At 63.2% G+C, this 15,351-nt stretch carries 9 protein-coding genes; 8 read left to right on the forward strand and 1 reads right to left on the reverse strand.

Annotated elements, in window-relative coordinates:
* Positions 1–4: 4 nt before the first annotated feature.
* From ACQ5ID_RS06635 to ACQ5ID_RS06665, 7 genes are all read left to right on the forward strand, one after another.
* A complete protein-coding gene (locus ACQ5ID_RS06635) occupies positions 5–1,687 on the forward strand; it encodes an alpha/beta hydrolase-fold protein (RefSeq protein ID WP_429911667.1) in 1,683 nt (560 codons plus the stop codon).
* Between the two features lie 11 nt (positions 1,688–1,698).
* Positions 1,699–2,421, forward strand: coding sequence for a hypothetical protein (locus ACQ5ID_RS06640; RefSeq protein WP_429911668.1), 723 nt, complete (start codon positions 1,699–1,701; stop codon positions 2,419–2,421).
* 100 nt (positions 2,422–2,521) lie between these two features.
* Complete coding sequence (locus ACQ5ID_RS06645) at positions 2,522–5,629, forward strand: TonB-dependent receptor domain-containing protein (protein WP_429911669.1); 3,108 nt, start codon at positions 2,522–2,524, stop codon at positions 5,627–5,629.
* Between the two features lie 80 nt (positions 5,630–5,709).
* Complete coding sequence (locus ACQ5ID_RS06650; protein WP_429911670.1) at positions 5,710–7,605, forward strand: prolyl oligopeptidase family serine peptidase; 1,896 nt, start codon at positions 5,710–5,712, stop codon at positions 7,603–7,605.
* On the forward strand, positions 7,602–9,404 hold the full coding sequence (locus tag ACQ5ID_RS06655) for a DUF885 domain-containing protein (RefSeq protein ID WP_429911671.1): 1,803 nt from the start codon (positions 7,602–7,604) through the stop codon (positions 9,402–9,404). The genes ACQ5ID_RS06650 and ACQ5ID_RS06655 overlap by 4 nt, the downstream gene beginning before the upstream one ends.
* The gene (locus ACQ5ID_RS06660; RefSeq protein WP_429911672.1) at positions 9,401–11,230 is read left to right on the forward strand and encodes a DUF885 domain-containing protein; all 1,830 of its coding nucleotides are present in this window, start codon (positions 9,401–9,403) and stop codon (positions 11,228–11,230) included. The genes ACQ5ID_RS06655 and ACQ5ID_RS06660 overlap by 4 nt, the downstream gene beginning before the upstream one ends.
* Positions 11,227–12,489: an amidohydrolase family protein gene (locus tag ACQ5ID_RS06665; RefSeq protein WP_429911673.1), complete on the forward strand. Its 1,263-nt coding sequence runs from the start codon at positions 11,227–11,229 to the stop codon at positions 12,487–12,489. The genes ACQ5ID_RS06660 and ACQ5ID_RS06665 overlap by 4 nt, the downstream gene beginning before the upstream one ends.
* On the opposite strand, the gene ACQ5ID_RS06670 is transcribed toward ACQ5ID_RS06665, so the two are convergent.
* Positions 12,474–13,799 carry a hypothetical protein gene (locus ACQ5ID_RS06670; protein ID WP_429911674.1) on the reverse strand — a complete coding sequence of 442 codons (1,326 nt, stop codon included), beginning with the start codon at positions 13,797–13,799 and terminating at the stop codon, positions 12,474–12,476. The two genes, ACQ5ID_RS06665 and ACQ5ID_RS06670, sit on opposite strands and share 16 nt — an antisense overlap.
* A gap of 811 nt (positions 13,800–14,610) precedes the next feature.
* On the opposite strand from ACQ5ID_RS06670, the gene ACQ5ID_RS06675 reads away from it, so the two are divergent.
* The gene (locus ACQ5ID_RS06675; protein WP_371393167.1) at positions 14,611–14,991 is read left to right on the forward strand and encodes a phytanoyl-CoA dioxygenase family protein; all 381 of its coding nucleotides are present in this window, start codon (positions 14,611–14,613) and stop codon (positions 14,989–14,991) included.
* The last annotated feature ends 360 nt before the right edge of the window (positions 14,992–15,351 follow it).

The raw sequence follows: 15,351 nt of genomic DNA on the forward strand, positions 1-15,351 counted from the left end.
CATCATGACCGGACGATTGAGTAGCGATCTTCGCGGCCTGATCGGCGTCTGTGCAGTTGCAATCTTGGCATTGGCCATTCTGGCCGGGCCACTTGCCGCACAGTCGCCGCGCTTTGAGGTAACCTTGCCCGCTGGCGACACGCCGGTAACCGGCCGGCTGCTGGTTATCGCGGCAGACAGTCCCGTGCCCGAGCCCCGGCTGACACTCGCGGTCACCGGCCCGGCAGTGTTCGGGATGGATGTGGAGGGTGCGGCTCCCGGCAGCACCATCACCCTGTCCGGTGACGCCGATTCCTATCCGGTCAGCCTCGCAGAGCTGGAAAGCGGTGAGTATCATTTTCAGGCGGTGCTCGTGACCTATGACACCGTCACGCGCGCGGATGGCCACACAATCAGCGTACCGATAACCCACCGCCGGGTCGTGTTCTGGTCAAAGCCGGGCAATCTTTACAGCCGCCCGGTGCCTGCCCGCATCGAGCCCGGTGCCGTGATCGGCCTTGAGCTGACCGAGGTGATCGCGGACTTGCCTGAACTGGAGGACACCGAGTGGTATCGCCGCGTGCGCATACGCAGCGACATCCTCAGCGATTTCTGGGGCACCGACATGTATCTGGGTGCCACCGTGCTGGTACCACGCGGGTTTGATGACCATCCTGAGGCGCGCTACCCGGCCATTTACACGTTCGGCCATGGAGACTCGCCCTTCTTCCTCAATCCCGATCCGGCAAGCCATACCGAAGCAGCCATCGAGCGGGCGCGTGATGCCAATGTCGAAACGGGCTACGAATTCTACCAGCGCTGGATTGCCGACGATTTTCCGCGTGTTGCGGCTATCGTCTTTGAACACCCCAGCCCGTATTTCCTGGAATCCTATGCGGTGAACTCGGCCAATAACGGCCCCTATGGCGATGCCATCACCCAGGAGCTCATTCCCCATCTGGAACGTGAGTTCCGCCTCATCCCCGAGCGCCATGCGCGCATCGTGGAAGGGGCGTCGACCGGCGGGTGGGAGGCGCTGGCCTTCCAGCTCTACTATCCGGAAATGTTTGGCGGGGCGTGGGTTTTCAATCCTGATCCGATCGATTTTAGCCGCTACATGCTCGCCGACATTTACGAGGACACCAACATGTTCACCGTGCCGGTGTCGCGCTACATCACGCGCGAGCGGCCGTTCCGGCGCACCCGCGAGGGCCAGCCCATGTGGCAGATGCGCGAGGTGGCCCGGTTTGAGTCCGTGCTCGGTTCGCGCGGCCGCACCGGCTATCAGCTCGGCATCTGGCAGGCCACGCACGGGCCTGTAGGCGAGGACGGCTATCCTGTAGCGCTGTTCGATCTGCTGACCGGCGAGATCAACCATGAAGTGGCCGAGTATGGGCGCGAGAACGGCTACGATCTTACCGAATACACCCGGCGCAACTGGGACCGGCTTGGCCCCTTGCTGGAGAACGACATCCACCTCATCGCCGGCGAGATGGACGAGTTCTACCTCAATCTTGCCGTCTACAATTTCGAGGACATGATCGGTGAAGTCGCCGGGCCGGACTATCCGATCCGCTTCCTCTACGGACGCCCCAAGCGCGGCCACAATTATCACCACACGGACTGGGCAGGCATGGTGCTGGAGGCGGCAGAGCATGTCCGCGCCAACACGCCTGATCCCCGTCAGATTGACGCCTGGAACTATTAGGAGATCCGACAATGAAAATGCTTGAAGCACTCAAATGGGTCTGGCTGCTGGCGATGACGGTGGCGGTTGGATATCTCGTCCTCGAACGTGATGACACCGGACCGGTGGATGTGCGGTTTGAGGAAATCACGGCGGAACGGCTCAATATCGTGCAGCCCGATGGCACGCCGCGCCTGATCCTGGCCAATGACGACCGCTTCCCCGGCCTGTTCAAGAGCGGGCGGGAGTATCTGCACTTCAACCGGCGCACGGGCGGCATGCTGTTTCTGAACAATCTGGGTGACGAGGTGGGCGGCATGACGTTCGACGCCACGGTCACCGAGGACGGCTACCGCGCCGGGGCGGGCCTGATGTTTGATCAGTTCCAGCAGGATCAGACGGTGGGCGTGCAGTACTCCGACGCCAACGGCCAGCGTGTGGCGGGCTTCCGCGTCTGGGACCGGCCTGACTGGTCCATCGAGCCGGTGCTGGAATACAGCGACCGGATCGCGCGCGCTGAAACCGAAGATGAGCGTGACGCCCTGATTGCCGAGATGCGCGAGTTCGCCATGGCCCAGGAAGGCGGGGCCGGAGCCGAGCGTTATTTTGCCGGTAAACAGCTGGAGGACGCGCTGGTCCGCCTCAATGACGGGCAGGGGCGTCCACGCCTTGTCCTGCGGGTGAATGCCGAGGGTGACGCTGCGTTGGAGTTCCTCGATGCGCAAGGCACTGTAACCCGCACCATTACCCCGTAAACGGAGAATTTTTCCGGCCAGTGGGGGATGCCGGTTTCCTCTTCATCGTACTGTCTGGAGGCGCGTGTTGCGTACTCCGGATAAAGAAGGGGAGACCGGCATGCGTGTTGGTACGCAATCACAGAACAAGCGCCGCAGACGGGCCTGGCTGGCCAGTGCATGTATCGCGGCAATGATGCCCGCAGGTCAGCTGCTGGCACAGGAACAGACGGGTGCTGAACATGAGGCGGCAGAGGAATCCAGCCCGTCAGAACGCATTCTCGTAACAGGTACGCGCATCCAGCGCGCGGGGTTTGACACGCTTCAGTCTGCAGTCGTCGTCGATGACGAGGAAATCCGGCTGCGGGCCTATACCAATATCGGCGAGGCGCTGGAGGCCGAGCCGGGCTTTGGTCCGTCGGCATCCAGCCCTGTGGGGGCTTCGCAATCCACACTCGGCGTCGCCCAGACATTCGTGAACTTTTTCGGCCTCGGCTCCCAGCGCACGCTGACCCTGGTCAACGGGCGGCGCCATGTGTCGTCCAACACGGCGTCCGGTTCGGGTGCCGCAGCGTCACCAGGCTCTCAGGTGGATCTCAATCTCATCCCCGCCGGTCTCGTCGCGCGTGTGGAGACGGTCGCCATCGGGGGCGCACCGGTTTACGGCGCGGACGCGATTGCCGGCACAGTGAATGTCATCCTGCGCGATGATTTCGAGGGCGTTCAGGGCACGCTGCAATACGGCATCTCTGATCGCGGGGATGCGGAAAGCCGTACCTACCGCCTGCTGATGGGTGGCAATTTTGCCGACAATCGCGGCAATGCGGTTCTGTCTCTGGAGCATAATACCAGCGAGGGGCTGCCGCTTTCGGGGCGGATGCCGTTCCGCTTTCTGGTGCCAAATCCGGCTGATACCGGCCCCAATGACGGCATTCCCGCGCAGATGGTGGTCGACGATTTGCGCTATTCGGTGCTGACGGCAGGTGGCCTGCCTTACAATCCGCTGATGACACCCCTGCTCGGATTCGACTTGCCGGGTATCGTCTTCCCGCCCATTCACAACTCCCCCAACTATATCACCGACGCCAACGGTACGCCGCTGCAGTTTGGCCCGAATGGCGAGCTGGTGCCTTTCAGCGCCGGCACGGTTGTTCAGGCCGCCCTGGGCGCGCCGGTCCTGTCTGCGGGCGGAGATGGCCTCAGCCCGGCCGATCATTTCTCGCTGCTCTCGCCGACCGAACGCACCTTGCTCAACGCGATGGCGCATTTCGACTTCACGCCGGCGATCAGAGGGTTTGTGGAAACCTCCTATTCGCGCAGCGAGGGGATCGAGCTGTCCGAGCTCTACCAGTTCGCCGCTCCGGGCGCGTTGGGTGGCCCGCAACTCACCTTCTCGGCCACCAACCCGTTCCTGAGCAGCGACGCTCAGGCCACGCTGGCGGCCAATGGTCTTTCCGAATTTGCCATGAACCGGAATCTCAATGACCTGGCGGATCTTACGCCCGGCCGGACGACGATTGACGTGTTCCGGTTCGTCGGCGGGTTTATGGGCGATTTGCCGGTCGGCTGGGATACGCTGCAATGGGACGTGTCGTACAATTACGGCCGTAGCGAAAGCTATTCCCAGCTCAGCTATATCGACCCCACGCGCCTGGCGCTCGCGATTGATGCGGTAACCGATGCAAACGGTCAGATCGTATGTGCCTCTGGCGGATCGTGCGTGCCGCTGAACCTGTTCGGTGTGAGCAATTTCAGCCGTGCGGCAGCTGACTATGTCACCGATATTGGCCGGTCGCGGAGCTTCAACACGCAGGAAGTCGTAACGGCGAACCTTTCTGGCGACCTGCCGTTTGGCATCGCTGAGCCTGTAGGCTTCAACGTGGGCGCGGAGTACCGCCGCGAAACCGCGCTGTTCGAGCCTGATGCCACCATGCAGGCGGGCATCCTCCTGCTCGGTCCGGGCGTGAATGCTTTCGCCGGGGTTGAAGGCAGTTTCGACACCCGTGAAGTGTATGGCGAGTTCCTGGTGCCGCTGGTTACCGATAGCCAGAACCTGCCCCTGATCCGGGATCTGTCGTTTGAGGCGGCGGTCCGTTATGTCGACAATTCCATTGCCGGAGGCGACACGACGTGGTCGGCGGGCGGGCGTCTTTCGCCGCGTTGGGGTGTCTGGAGCGATGGGCTGGTACTGCGTGGTGTGTACACCCGTGCCATCCGCGCGCCTGCGATCACCGAACTGTTCCTCGGATCAGCTCCGGTGGCCTCTGGCATCGCCGACCCGTGCAGCATGAACAATTATAATCAGGGGCAGAACCCCTCGGTGCGCGCTGCCAATTGCGCAGCCGCCCTGTCCGCCGTGGGGGCGCCTGCGCCGGAAAACTTCCAGCACACCACCGGGACGGTGTCCGCGTTCGGCACGGTGTCGGGCAATCAGGCCCTCAACAATGAGGTCGCCGATTCCTGGTCGGTCGGCTTTGTGTATCAGCCGGCATGGCTGTCAGGTTTCCGCATGGCGGTGGACTGGAGCGACATCTCCATCGAGGACGGTATCCAGACGCTCGGGATCGGGTCACTGCTGCAGGCCTGCTATGACAGCACCAACTATCCCAACGAGTCGGCCTGTTCGGCCTTCACCCGCCTGACGGCGGCGGAAGCTGCCGCCCAGCCCGGGGCGCTGCGGGTAGCCGGTGATATCGCCAATGGCTTCCAGTCCGGCTACTACAATACGTCGTCGCTGCGCTTTAACGGGCTTATCGCGGCTGCACAGTACGGCTTCGATCTGGACAGCCTGCTTTCCGGCGTAACCGATCCGGGCCGGATTACGCTGGGCGCACGCCTGTTCTACTCCAACCGCTACGAGTTGCAGGCCCTGCCGGGGTCGCCATCCGTCAACCAGGTCGGAACGGTGGGCAACCCGCGCTATACCGGCAATTTCAGCGTCGGATACTCCCGCGGACCGCTCGACGCCAATGTGCAGATGCTCTGGCAGAGCGCGGTGAAGCTTGATCCGCTGGCCACCATCGAACAGACGCCGATCAACAGGATTGGTGACTACACGCTGTTCAACGGCACGATTGGGTACAACATCACCGAGCGTCTGAGGGCGCAGCTGGCGGTACGCAACCTGCTCGACACCGACGTTCCTTACGAGGCGCAGGTGACGCGCAGCTTCCGCAGCTACGACCCGCTGGGCCGGCGTTACTTCCTGACGCTAACAGCCAGCTTCTGACCGTGATCATGGCGGGCGGGACGGCTTTCTGGCTGTCCCGCCCGCTGTCTTTCCGACACCCCAACTCAAGAGAGGCCAGCATGCTGCGTCCTGTTTGCGTTTTTCTTCTGGCGCTTGTACTTGGCGCGCCGGCTCTTGCCGGGGAGCCGGGACGATATTCCATCGAACAACTGACCGCCGTTGACCGCTTCGGCGGGCTGTCCTTTTCCCCGGATAATCAGACCATTGCCTTCACCAGCCGCAGAACGGGCATCGCCAATATCAACACCATGCCGGTGAGCGGCGGTGACATGGTGCCGCTGACGGATTCGCAGACCGAGACCATCGCGCTGATCGGCTATTTTCCGGACGATGAGCGGCTGCTCTTCTCCAGCGACAGGGGCGGCGATGAACGCGCCCACATCTATGTGCGCGAAGTGGACGGCACGATCCGCGACCTGACGCCGGGCGAAGGTCATGTGGCGCGCTTTGTCGACTGGGCTCATGACGGCCAGTCCTTTTTCGTGATGATGAATGCGCGTGACCGGCGTTTCTTCGATCTCCACGAGATCACCACCGGCAGCTATGTGCGCGAGCGCATCTTCGTCAATGACGGTGCCTATCAGATACGGGCCGTCAGCCCGGATCGTTCGCTGATCGCGATGAGCCGCATCGCCGACAACGCCAATACGATCACCTATCTCTATCACACCGGCTCTGGCGTGCTGGAGGCGATAACGCCGCTTGATCAGCGTGTTATCAGTGAGCCGCAGGCTTTCAGCCCGGATGGCCGGTATCTGCTCTACACCAGTGATGAGGGGGGCGAGTTCCGCTCCCTGCGCCAGCTTGATCTTGCGAGTGGACAGTCCCGGATCGTCTTCGATGCCGGATGGGATGTGCTGGGTGCCAGCTATAGCCGTGATGGCCGCTACGTCACCGTCACCGTGAACGAGGATGCGCGCGGGCGGCCTTACCTGCTGGACGCGGGCAGTTTCGAACCGGTGCCTTTGGGCGATATCGACCCGGCTTACAGTGCGAGCCTGACCCTGTCCGGCGATGCGCGCCTGGCGCTGCTGAGTCTGAGCAATGGTCAGACGCCGCATACGGTGAAGCTCATCGAGCTTGAAACCGGTGAACGCCGGGTATTGCTGGATGGTTTGCCGGACGATGTAGCGCGCGATGATCTCGTTGCCGGTGAGGTGATCCGGTTCAGCTCTTATGACGGGCTGGACGTGCCCGGTGTGCTCTACATTCCCCGCGATGCGCGGCCGGGCAATGAAATGCCTGCCGTGGTTCACGTTCACGGCGGTCCGGGCGGAGAGAGCCGGATCGGCTACAGCCCGCTCACCCAGTACCTCGTCAATCACGGCTATGTGGTGTTCGAGATCAATAATCGCGGGTCCAGCGGATCGGGCCGGACCTTCTTCCATCTTGATGACCGGGCCCATGGCGACGCTGATCTGGGCGACGTCGTCGCGGCGCGGGCCATGCTGAGCGCTACCGGCTATGTCCACCCCGACCGCATCGCCGTGCAGGGCGCGAGCTATGGCGGGTTCATGACGCTGGCGGCGCTGGCCTTTGAGCCTGAAGCCTTTGCCGCAGGGGTGAATATCTATGGTGTTTCCAACTGGGTGCGGCTGCTGCGGTCCACGCCGGAATGGTGGGAGGATTTGCGGCGGCTGCTGGCCACGGAAATGGGCGATGTGGAGACGGACGAGGAATATCTGCGCTCGATCTCGCCGGTCTATCACGCCGAGAACATCGTCCGTCCGCTCATGGTGTTGCAGGGCGCGAACGATCCGCGTGTCCTGCAGATCGAGTCCGACGACATCGTGGAGCGGGTGCGGGCCAATGGCGTGCCGGTGGAGTACATCGTCTTCCCGGACGAGGGCCACAGCTTCCGCAAGACCGCCAACCAGATCATCGCCTACCGCGCGATACGCGAATTCCTCGACATCCATGTGCGCCATGCCGGTGGAGAGGAGCGCGCGCCATGAGCAACCGGTCACAAGGATTGACGCGCCGCGGCCTGCTGGCAGGCACGGCTGCGGCGGGGCTTGTGCCGTGGGCCTGCACATTGGCCGATGAGCAGAGTTATCTGCAGGCGTTCTTCGAAGCCAGCTATCAGCGCCAGCTGGCCAACAGCCCGCAATTGCAGACCTCGCTGGGGCTGGCCACCGGCAAGGATCGCTGGGACCGTCCCGGACAGGAAGCGGCGCGTGAGACGCAAGGTGCGTTGCAAGCCGAGCTGGCCGCCGCAGACGGGTTTGACCGCAACGCGTTGAGCCCGTCCGACCGGCTGAGCCTTGATGTCTTCCGCTTCGCCACGCGCCGTCAGCTGGCTATTCTGGACTGGCGTGACCATACCCTGCCGATCAGCCATATGCGCGGGATCCACCGCACCATACCGCAGACCCTGATGAGCAATCACACCATTGCGAATGAGGAGGACGCGCGCGCCTATATCTCGCGTCTTGAAGGGGTGGAGCCGCTTCTGCTGGAACTGACGGGGGAGATGGAGCGCCGCGCTGCGCTGGGCACCCGCGTGCCGCTCTTTGCCCGCGAAGGCGTCATTGCCACCTTCGAGAACTTTGGTGGCGGGGCGCTCGCGGCAGGGGAGGGCGAAAACGTCATCCGTGCCGACTTCCGCCGCAAGATCGGTGAAGCCGGTTTCTCCGGCGAGGTTCAGCGGGCGCTGCTGGCTGATGCCGATGCCGCGCTTGCCGGCCCGTTCCGGCGCGGCGTGGACGCGGTGACAGGCTATCTGCGGAACACGGCAGGAGAGGCGCCTGAAGAGTCCGGTGCATGGACCTTGCCCGGCGGGCAGGACTTCTACCGTGCCGCGCTGGAGATCGAGACCACCCTGCCGGTCACTGCCGACGAGATCCATGAGACAGGGCTGTCGGAAACTGCCCGGCTTCACACCGCTTTGCGCGCGAAGATGGCAGAGCTCGGCTTTGCAGGCGATCTGCAGGACTTCTTCGCGCATCTGCGGGACCATCCCGGCTTCTATTTCAGCAATGATGATGCGGGCCGCGAAGCCTATCTGGCAGAGGCCCGCGCGGTGCTGGACGAGATGTATGCCCGGCTGGACGGGTTGTTCGGGCGGCTACCGCGCGCGGCGCTGGAGGTAAGGCGGGTGGAGCCGTGGCTGGAACGCTCCGCCGGTATCGCAGGGTATTTCCCGCCCTCGGCAGATGGTTCGCGGCCCGGTGTCTTCCTCGTCAATCTCTACGACATGAGCCGTCTGCCACGTTACCAGTTGCAGGCGCTCGCCTACCATGAAGGCGTTCCCGGACACCATCTGGAGGCCGCGATAGCGCGCGAACTGGAGCATCTGCCGGCCTTCCGGCGGACCAGCGGCTACACCGCGTTCAGCGAAGGTTGGGCGCTCTATGCCGAGGAAATACCCGAAGAACTGGGCCTTTATCGCGACCCCTGGCAGCAGGTGGGCAAGCTGACCATGGAGCTGATGCGCGCTGGCCGGCTGGTTGCTGATAGCGGCCTGCATGCCAAAGGCTGGACACGCGCGCAGGCGGCCGCGTGGCTGGAGGCAAACACCGCCGATTCAAGCGATGTCATCTCAGGCGCCGTGAACCGCTATGCCGTCATTCCCGGCCAGGCCGTCGCCTACGCCGCTGGCAAGATCGCCGTCATGGAGATGCGCAGCGGGGCGCAGGCACGGCTTGGCACCCGCTTTGACCTCAGCGCTTTCCACGATGCGCTTCTGGGCGAGGGGCCTTTGCCGCTGCCCATTCTTCGTCAGCAGATAGAACAATGGACCGCCACACAATGACCATCCGATCAGCCCTTACCCTCATCGCCGCCGCGCTTTTGATCGTTGCGGGACCTGTTCAGGCCAGCGACGAGGAAGCGCGCCTGGAAGCCTTCTTCGAGGAGGTGTTCCAGCGTGATCTGGCGCGTAGTCCGATCCGGCAATCGCGGATGGGGATCCGGGATCGCCAGCATGAATGGGACGATATCTCCGATGCCGCCCGGCAGGACGCGATAGCCGATCTGCTTGGCGATCTTGAACGGCTGGCCGGCTTTGACCAGAGCGCTCTGTCACCAGCGGCGCGCGAAAGCGTCAGGCTGTTTGAGTGGGCGGCGCGCGAGCGTATGGCCCGCCATGAATGGCGCTATCACGACTATATTCTCAGCCAGATGACCGGCATGCACACGCGCGTCGGTATCACGCTGATGAACACACATCCGGTTCGAACGCGCGAGGATGGCGAGGCGCATGTCGCGCGCCTTCAGGGCGTAGCGCCACTTTTTGAAAGCCTCATCGCCGAGTTGCGTGCGCAGGAGGCTGCCGGCGTGCAGCCACCGCAATTTGTCTACGGCCATGTGATGGACGCCGCGCGCAATCTGATCACTGGCCGGCCCTTTGCCGATGGCGATGACAGCCCGCTCTGGGGTGATTTCACCGCCAAGCTGGACGCTGCAGAGTTGACGGACGGCGAGCGCGAAACGCTTCGCGGTGCGGCACGGCAGGCGCTTCTTGAGGACTTCGGCCCGGCCTATGAGCGCCTGCTGGAATATCTCGGCGAGGCTCAGCTGCGCGCGCCGGAACAGGGCGGCGTCTGGCGGCTGCCGGACGGCGAAGCTTACTACCAGGCTCAGCTTGAACGCTTCACCACCCTGCCGGGGCTGACGGCGCAGGAGATACACGCCCACGGGCTGGCTGAAGTGGCGCGCATCCATGCCGAGATGCGCCAGATCATGGCCAGCACCGGGTTTGAAGGCGATCTGGCCGAATTCTTTGTCTTCATGCGCGAAAGTCCGGACTTCTACTTCGAAGACAGCGACGAGGGCCGGGAGGCCTACCTCGTCCGCGCCCGTACCATGCTGGAGGAGATACGCGCCCGTCAGGACGAGCTGTTTTCCCTGCAGCCGGGTGTTGATGTGGTGATCGAGGCGGTTGAACCGTGGCGCGAGCGTACCGCCGCGAAAGCCTTCTACCAGTCGCCGCCGCGTGATGGATCACGTCCGGGCGTGTTCTACATCAATCTCTACGATATGGGCGCGGCCCCGCTCTACCAGCTTCCCGCTCTGCTCTATCACGAGGCCATTCCGGGCCATCATGTGGAGACCGTGGTGGCGTACGAACTCGATCAGCTGCCGCTCTTCCGGCGTTATCTGAGCATCTCTGCGTTTTCCGAAGGCTGGGGGCTCTACTCGGAGCGGCTGGCGCGCGAGATCGGGCTTTATCAGGATCCGTATGACGATTTTGGCCGCCTCTCCATGGAGGTGCTGCGTGCCGCGCGTCTGGTGGTGGATACCGGGCTTCATGCCTTCGGCTGGAGCCGGGAGGAGGCCATTGCCTATATGGACGAGGTGGTGCCAGCCAGCCATTACGACAATCTGCGCGAGGTGGAGCGCTATATCGTCTATCCGGGTCAGGCCGTTTCCTACGCTATCGGCATGATGAAGATACTGGAGCTGCGCGCCACCGCGCGTGAGGCGCTGGGTGAGGGCTTCGATATCCGCGCCTTCCATGACGTGGTGCTGGGTTCCGGTCCGGTCCCACTCGCCATGCTCGAAGACAATGTGATGGCGTGGGTGGAGGCGTGCCTTTCCGGCGAGCCTGCCTGCGACCCGCAGGGAGAAGCGCCATGATGGTAAGTGGATTTCTTGCCGCGCTCTCGCTGGCACTGACCAGCCCGGTCCATATCGAGGCTGGTTCGGTTCTGGCTGATCCGTCCACCGGGGAAGTGCGGCATCAGCAGACCATCATCATCGAGGACGGACGCATTACGGCCATTCAGGACGGATATTCCGGCGAAACCGGCGCGATCCGCCTGCATGACAGCTTCGTGCTGCCCGGACTGATCGACGCCCATGTGCATATCGGCCATCAGAACGGTCCTGGCGACCGGCTGCGGCGCACCACGCACACGCCCGCCGCCATCGCCATGGAGGGCGCCTACTACGCCCGTATCACGCTGGAGGCGGGCTTCACCACCGTGGCCGATCTCGGTCAGGAGAGCGAAGCCATCTTCGCCCTGCGTGACGGTATCGCGGCAGGTTATGTGCCCGGTCCGCGCATCCTGGCGGCCGGCTCGGTGGTCAGCCCGCATGGCGGGGAGGGCGATATTCATGGCTATCGCTGGGATGTCGTGCAGACCATACGCAGGCCCACCTTGTGCTCCGGCGCGGATGAGTGCCGCCGCGTGGTGCGCGAGCATATCCAGCGCGGCGCGGATATCATCAAGATCGTGGCCACCGGCGCGGTCCTCTCCCATGCGCGCACGGGTCTGGATATCCAGTTCACGCCCGAAGAGATGGAGGCCATTGTCGAGACGGCCCATGGTCTGGGGCGCATCGTGACCGCTCACGCCCACGGCACTGAAGGGCTGAACGCCTTCCTGCGCGCAGGCGGTGATGCGATCGAGCATGGCACGTATCTGGACGCGGCCTCGCTGCGCCTGTTCGCCGAAAGCGGCGCCTATCTCGTGCCTACCCTGCTGGCAGGCGCGACAGTGGCTGAATGGGCGGCTGATCCGGACACATGGCTCAACCCGTTCGCGGCCGCCAAGGCACGCGAGGTCGGCCCGGCCATGATCCAAGCCACACGGCGCGCGCATGCGGCTGGCGTGCGCATCGCCTATGGCACCGATTCAGGGGTATCGCCGCACGGCCAGAACGCGCGCGAGTTCTCGCTTCTCGTCGAGGCGGGGCTGACCCCGCTGGAAGCCATCCAGACGGCCACGGTGAACGCGGCAACCCATCTGCGCCTTGATGATGAGGCCGGCAGGCTGGCGCCGGGCATGCCTGCCGACCTGATCGCGGTGCATGACGACCCGCTGGAGGACGTGACCGCCCTCGAACGGGTACGCTTCGTCATGCGGGGCGGTGTGATCTACCGGTCGGACTGATCTGCGTCTTCTGTCTCTTCCGCGCCGTCCCACGGGCCGGGACCGCTGGCGAGCTGGGCGTCAAACCAGCTGGCAGCTTCCGGTCCCGCCTCCTCGGCGAGAACATCGAGAAATTGCTGCGTCAGGCGCGGTCCGATCGGGGCCAGCCGGCCAATCACCCGGTCCAGCGCCTCGCGCCCCACGCGGTGTTCGAGCGCCTGAAGCAGCATCGGCCCGCGCTGGTAAAGCGCATTGCCACTGCCACGCCTGTCCCCGCCGGTTAGCGGACCTGAAGCCAGTGCACGCTCCCGCTTGGCTTCCCAGAAGATGTTGGCGGTTTCGACATCGAACATGTCCTCGACATAGCGCACGGCGACGTATTCTGCGACAGACTCGGTAAGCCAGTAATGCTCGGTCATGGCGTCAGCCGGTGACCACCAGGCATGGGCGAACTCATGGGCTACCAGCCGGGCTGGGCCCCATTCGGGCAATTCTTCCTCCATCGCCTCGATCTGGGCGCGTCCCTCGCTCATCACGATATAGCCGCGCCTGGCATAGGCTCCCGATCCCTCCGGCAGTACGGTCAGCGATACATCGCCATAGGGCAGCGGCCCCATCCAGTCCTGCAGCCATTCCACAGACAGGGCGGCATGGCGCGTCGCGATATCGGTCAGGATGAAGTCAAAATCTCGCGCATAGACATGGACGCCGGGGGCGCTGCGCCGTTCCAGACCCGGTGCGGCCACCAGCACGAAGTCGATATCGGGCTGGTTGCGGTGCACGTGAACGACACCCTCATCGTCGCGCACGGCCTCACCTTGTGTCACGATTGTCCAGTCATCGGGCAGGCCCGAAATCTGTGCATCGGCGGTGTATTGCAGATTGATGCCGGTGACGGTTGGCAGCCACATGAAATCGACGCGCAGCTCCAGTCCGGCAGCCGTCAGCGCATTTACCGTGCGGTCGCCGCTAATGTTCAGCTCGCCTGAATAGGCCACACGCAGCACTGCCGGCTCCGCCAGATCATCGGGGTATTCAACCGAGATGAGCCGTGTGCCGGGCAGCACTCCGCTTTCAGGGGCAAGGGTAATACGCCCGCCTGAGTCCGTGCTGATCGCCTCCAGGGTGAAGCGGTCTCCCAGGAAAAAGCCCGCACCCTCGCGGGCCTGATCAACGGGCAGGGTGATGGTGATATCGGCGTTCAAATGTGACGTTGCCGGATCAAGGTGGAGCCGGATGGCGTAGTGGCCATCTTCGTCTCCGGCCAGTCCTGCTGACGATATGACCAGCGCGCAGCCCAGCGCTGCGGCCGGGATATGAAACCATTGCATGTGCGTCTCCCCGTTATTGCGGTGCGGGCCATGCATGGCCCGCCCTTCAGGGGATACGATGCGCGCCGGCGTCAATTCCTCCATGGCGCGTGCAAGGGATGCTGTTGTTCCTGCGCGGCTATGCACGACCTCGCTTAAAGATGGTGTCAGGCGATCACGAACGGGCCTCAGCACGACAGGCCCACCGCTGACAAGGCGTCGATCTGGCACCACTGAGGTCATGCGCGAAGCTGGTTCGCACGCTTTCGCGGGGAATGAACAAGGCCCGCGCCGCCATGGGGACGGGCGGTTCTGGCAAGTGCCTTGATGTGTTTGGAAAATCTGGCGGTGCTGTCAGACGAACACGAACTGGTCTCGATTTGGCGTGCCCACTGGCGATCAGGCGGTATTGCTTGGAAACTGCCGGGCTCAGGACCCGATACCGAGCCGGGCCGCACAAGGAGGAAATCTGGCGGAGAGGAAGTGCGCCATATTGGTCAGAAAGCCCATAAAAAACAATAAAATTCAACATATTAGAAAGCGCAGTTTTCGTATTGTGCAGCAAAATGTATAGCAGGTTGTGCAGCAGATTTCACGGCCTTATTTGCGTTACCCATACGACCGGAAACAAGTGATGCAGTGCTGCAGGCCATGCAGAGACGTTTCACCGTTTCCTGTGCTGAGGTAAACGGGCAATCGCCTCCATATGGAGATCGCTGTTTTCCTGCGACGCAGGGTCTGCTGCCCAAATTACCGCATCTTGCGTGTGCTCAATGCATTGTTGCTAGGCGGACCTCCGGGACCGGTTACACCGGCACATAAAAAGTGCGTGATGATGAACGCCATCTGGGCGCTGTCACCCTTCACCGCCGCGAACGGTGCGACACGGGTCATTCCCGGCAGTCATAAATGGGACAAGGACCGCCTGCCTGATCCAGATGACGTCCGGCGAGCGGAGATGGACCCTGGTGATGTGCTTATCTTCCTGGGATCGACCCTGCATGGCGGAGGGGCCAACACCTCCGGCGAGAACCGGACCGGCGCGGTAATCAGCTATAATCTTGGCTGGCTGCGCCAGACGGAAAACTTCTACCTCTCCATCCCCTGGGAGGTAGCTGCGCAGATGCCGGAGAAGCTGCAGCGCCTGCTCGGCTATCAGTCCACCTACCCAATGTCGGCTGGGTGGAAGGGCGCGACCCGCTCGAATGGCTGAACCGGGCCGCCCTGATGTCATGGCCGCAAAGGACGCGCTCACACCCGAACAGGAAGAGCTGGTCACGCTGGTAAAACAGCAGCCGGAACTGATGGCACTCTATCTGGTCTAGCTTCCCCGGCAAGACCAGAGCCATCGGTAAGCTCGCCAGCAGCGCCAACTCTTCGCTGCAGGCGGGCTCTTGTCGTCGCCAGAGTCCGTATCTCCGCCACATCGGAACGTCAGTGAGCTTAGGCCATCCCGTCATGCAAAGGGGCTTACGGAGTAGCGCTTGAGCGTCCATGCTGGCTGGGCAGGTTTCGCCGCGTCTGGTTTTAGGGGGGCAACCTGTCTTGAGGGGGTGGTGGTTTGCTCATCATT

Origin of the sequence: Glycocaulis sp. (assembly GCF_050485565.1) — a bacterium.
Classification (GTDB): Bacteria; Pseudomonadota; Alphaproteobacteria; order Caulobacterales; family Maricaulaceae; genus Glycocaulis.

Coding starts and splice junctions, on each gene's coding strand:
- ACQ5ID_RS06635 (WP_429911667.1), top strand. CDS start 5: ATGACCGGACGATTGAGTAGCGATCTTCGCGGCCTGATCGGCGTCTGT.
- ACQ5ID_RS06640 (WP_429911668.1), top strand. CDS start 1,699: ATGAAAATGCTTGAAGCACTCAAATGGGTCTGGCTGCTGGCGATGACG.
- ACQ5ID_RS06645 (WP_429911669.1), top strand. CDS start 2,522: ATGCGTGTTGGTACGCAATCACAGAACAAGCGCCGCAGACGGGCCTGG.
- ACQ5ID_RS06650 (WP_429911670.1), top strand. CDS start 5,710: ATGCTGCGTCCTGTTTGCGTTTTTCTTCTGGCGCTTGTACTTGGCGCG.
- ACQ5ID_RS06655 (WP_429911671.1), top strand. CDS start 7,602: ATGAGCAACCGGTCACAAGGATTGACGCGCCGCGGCCTGCTGGCAGGC.
- ACQ5ID_RS06660 (WP_429911672.1), top strand. CDS start 9,401: ATGACCATCCGATCAGCCCTTACCCTCATCGCCGCCGCGCTTTTGATC.
- ACQ5ID_RS06665 (WP_429911673.1), top strand. CDS start 11,227: ATGATGGTAAGTGGATTTCTTGCCGCGCTCTCGCTGGCACTGACCAGC.
- ACQ5ID_RS06670 (WP_429911674.1), bottom strand. CDS start 13,799: ATGCAATGGTTTCATATCCCGGCCGCAGCGCTGGGCTGCGCGCTGGTC.
- ACQ5ID_RS06675 (WP_371393167.1), top strand. CDS start 14,611: ATGATGAACGCCATCTGGGCGCTGTCACCCTTCACCGCCGCGAACGGT.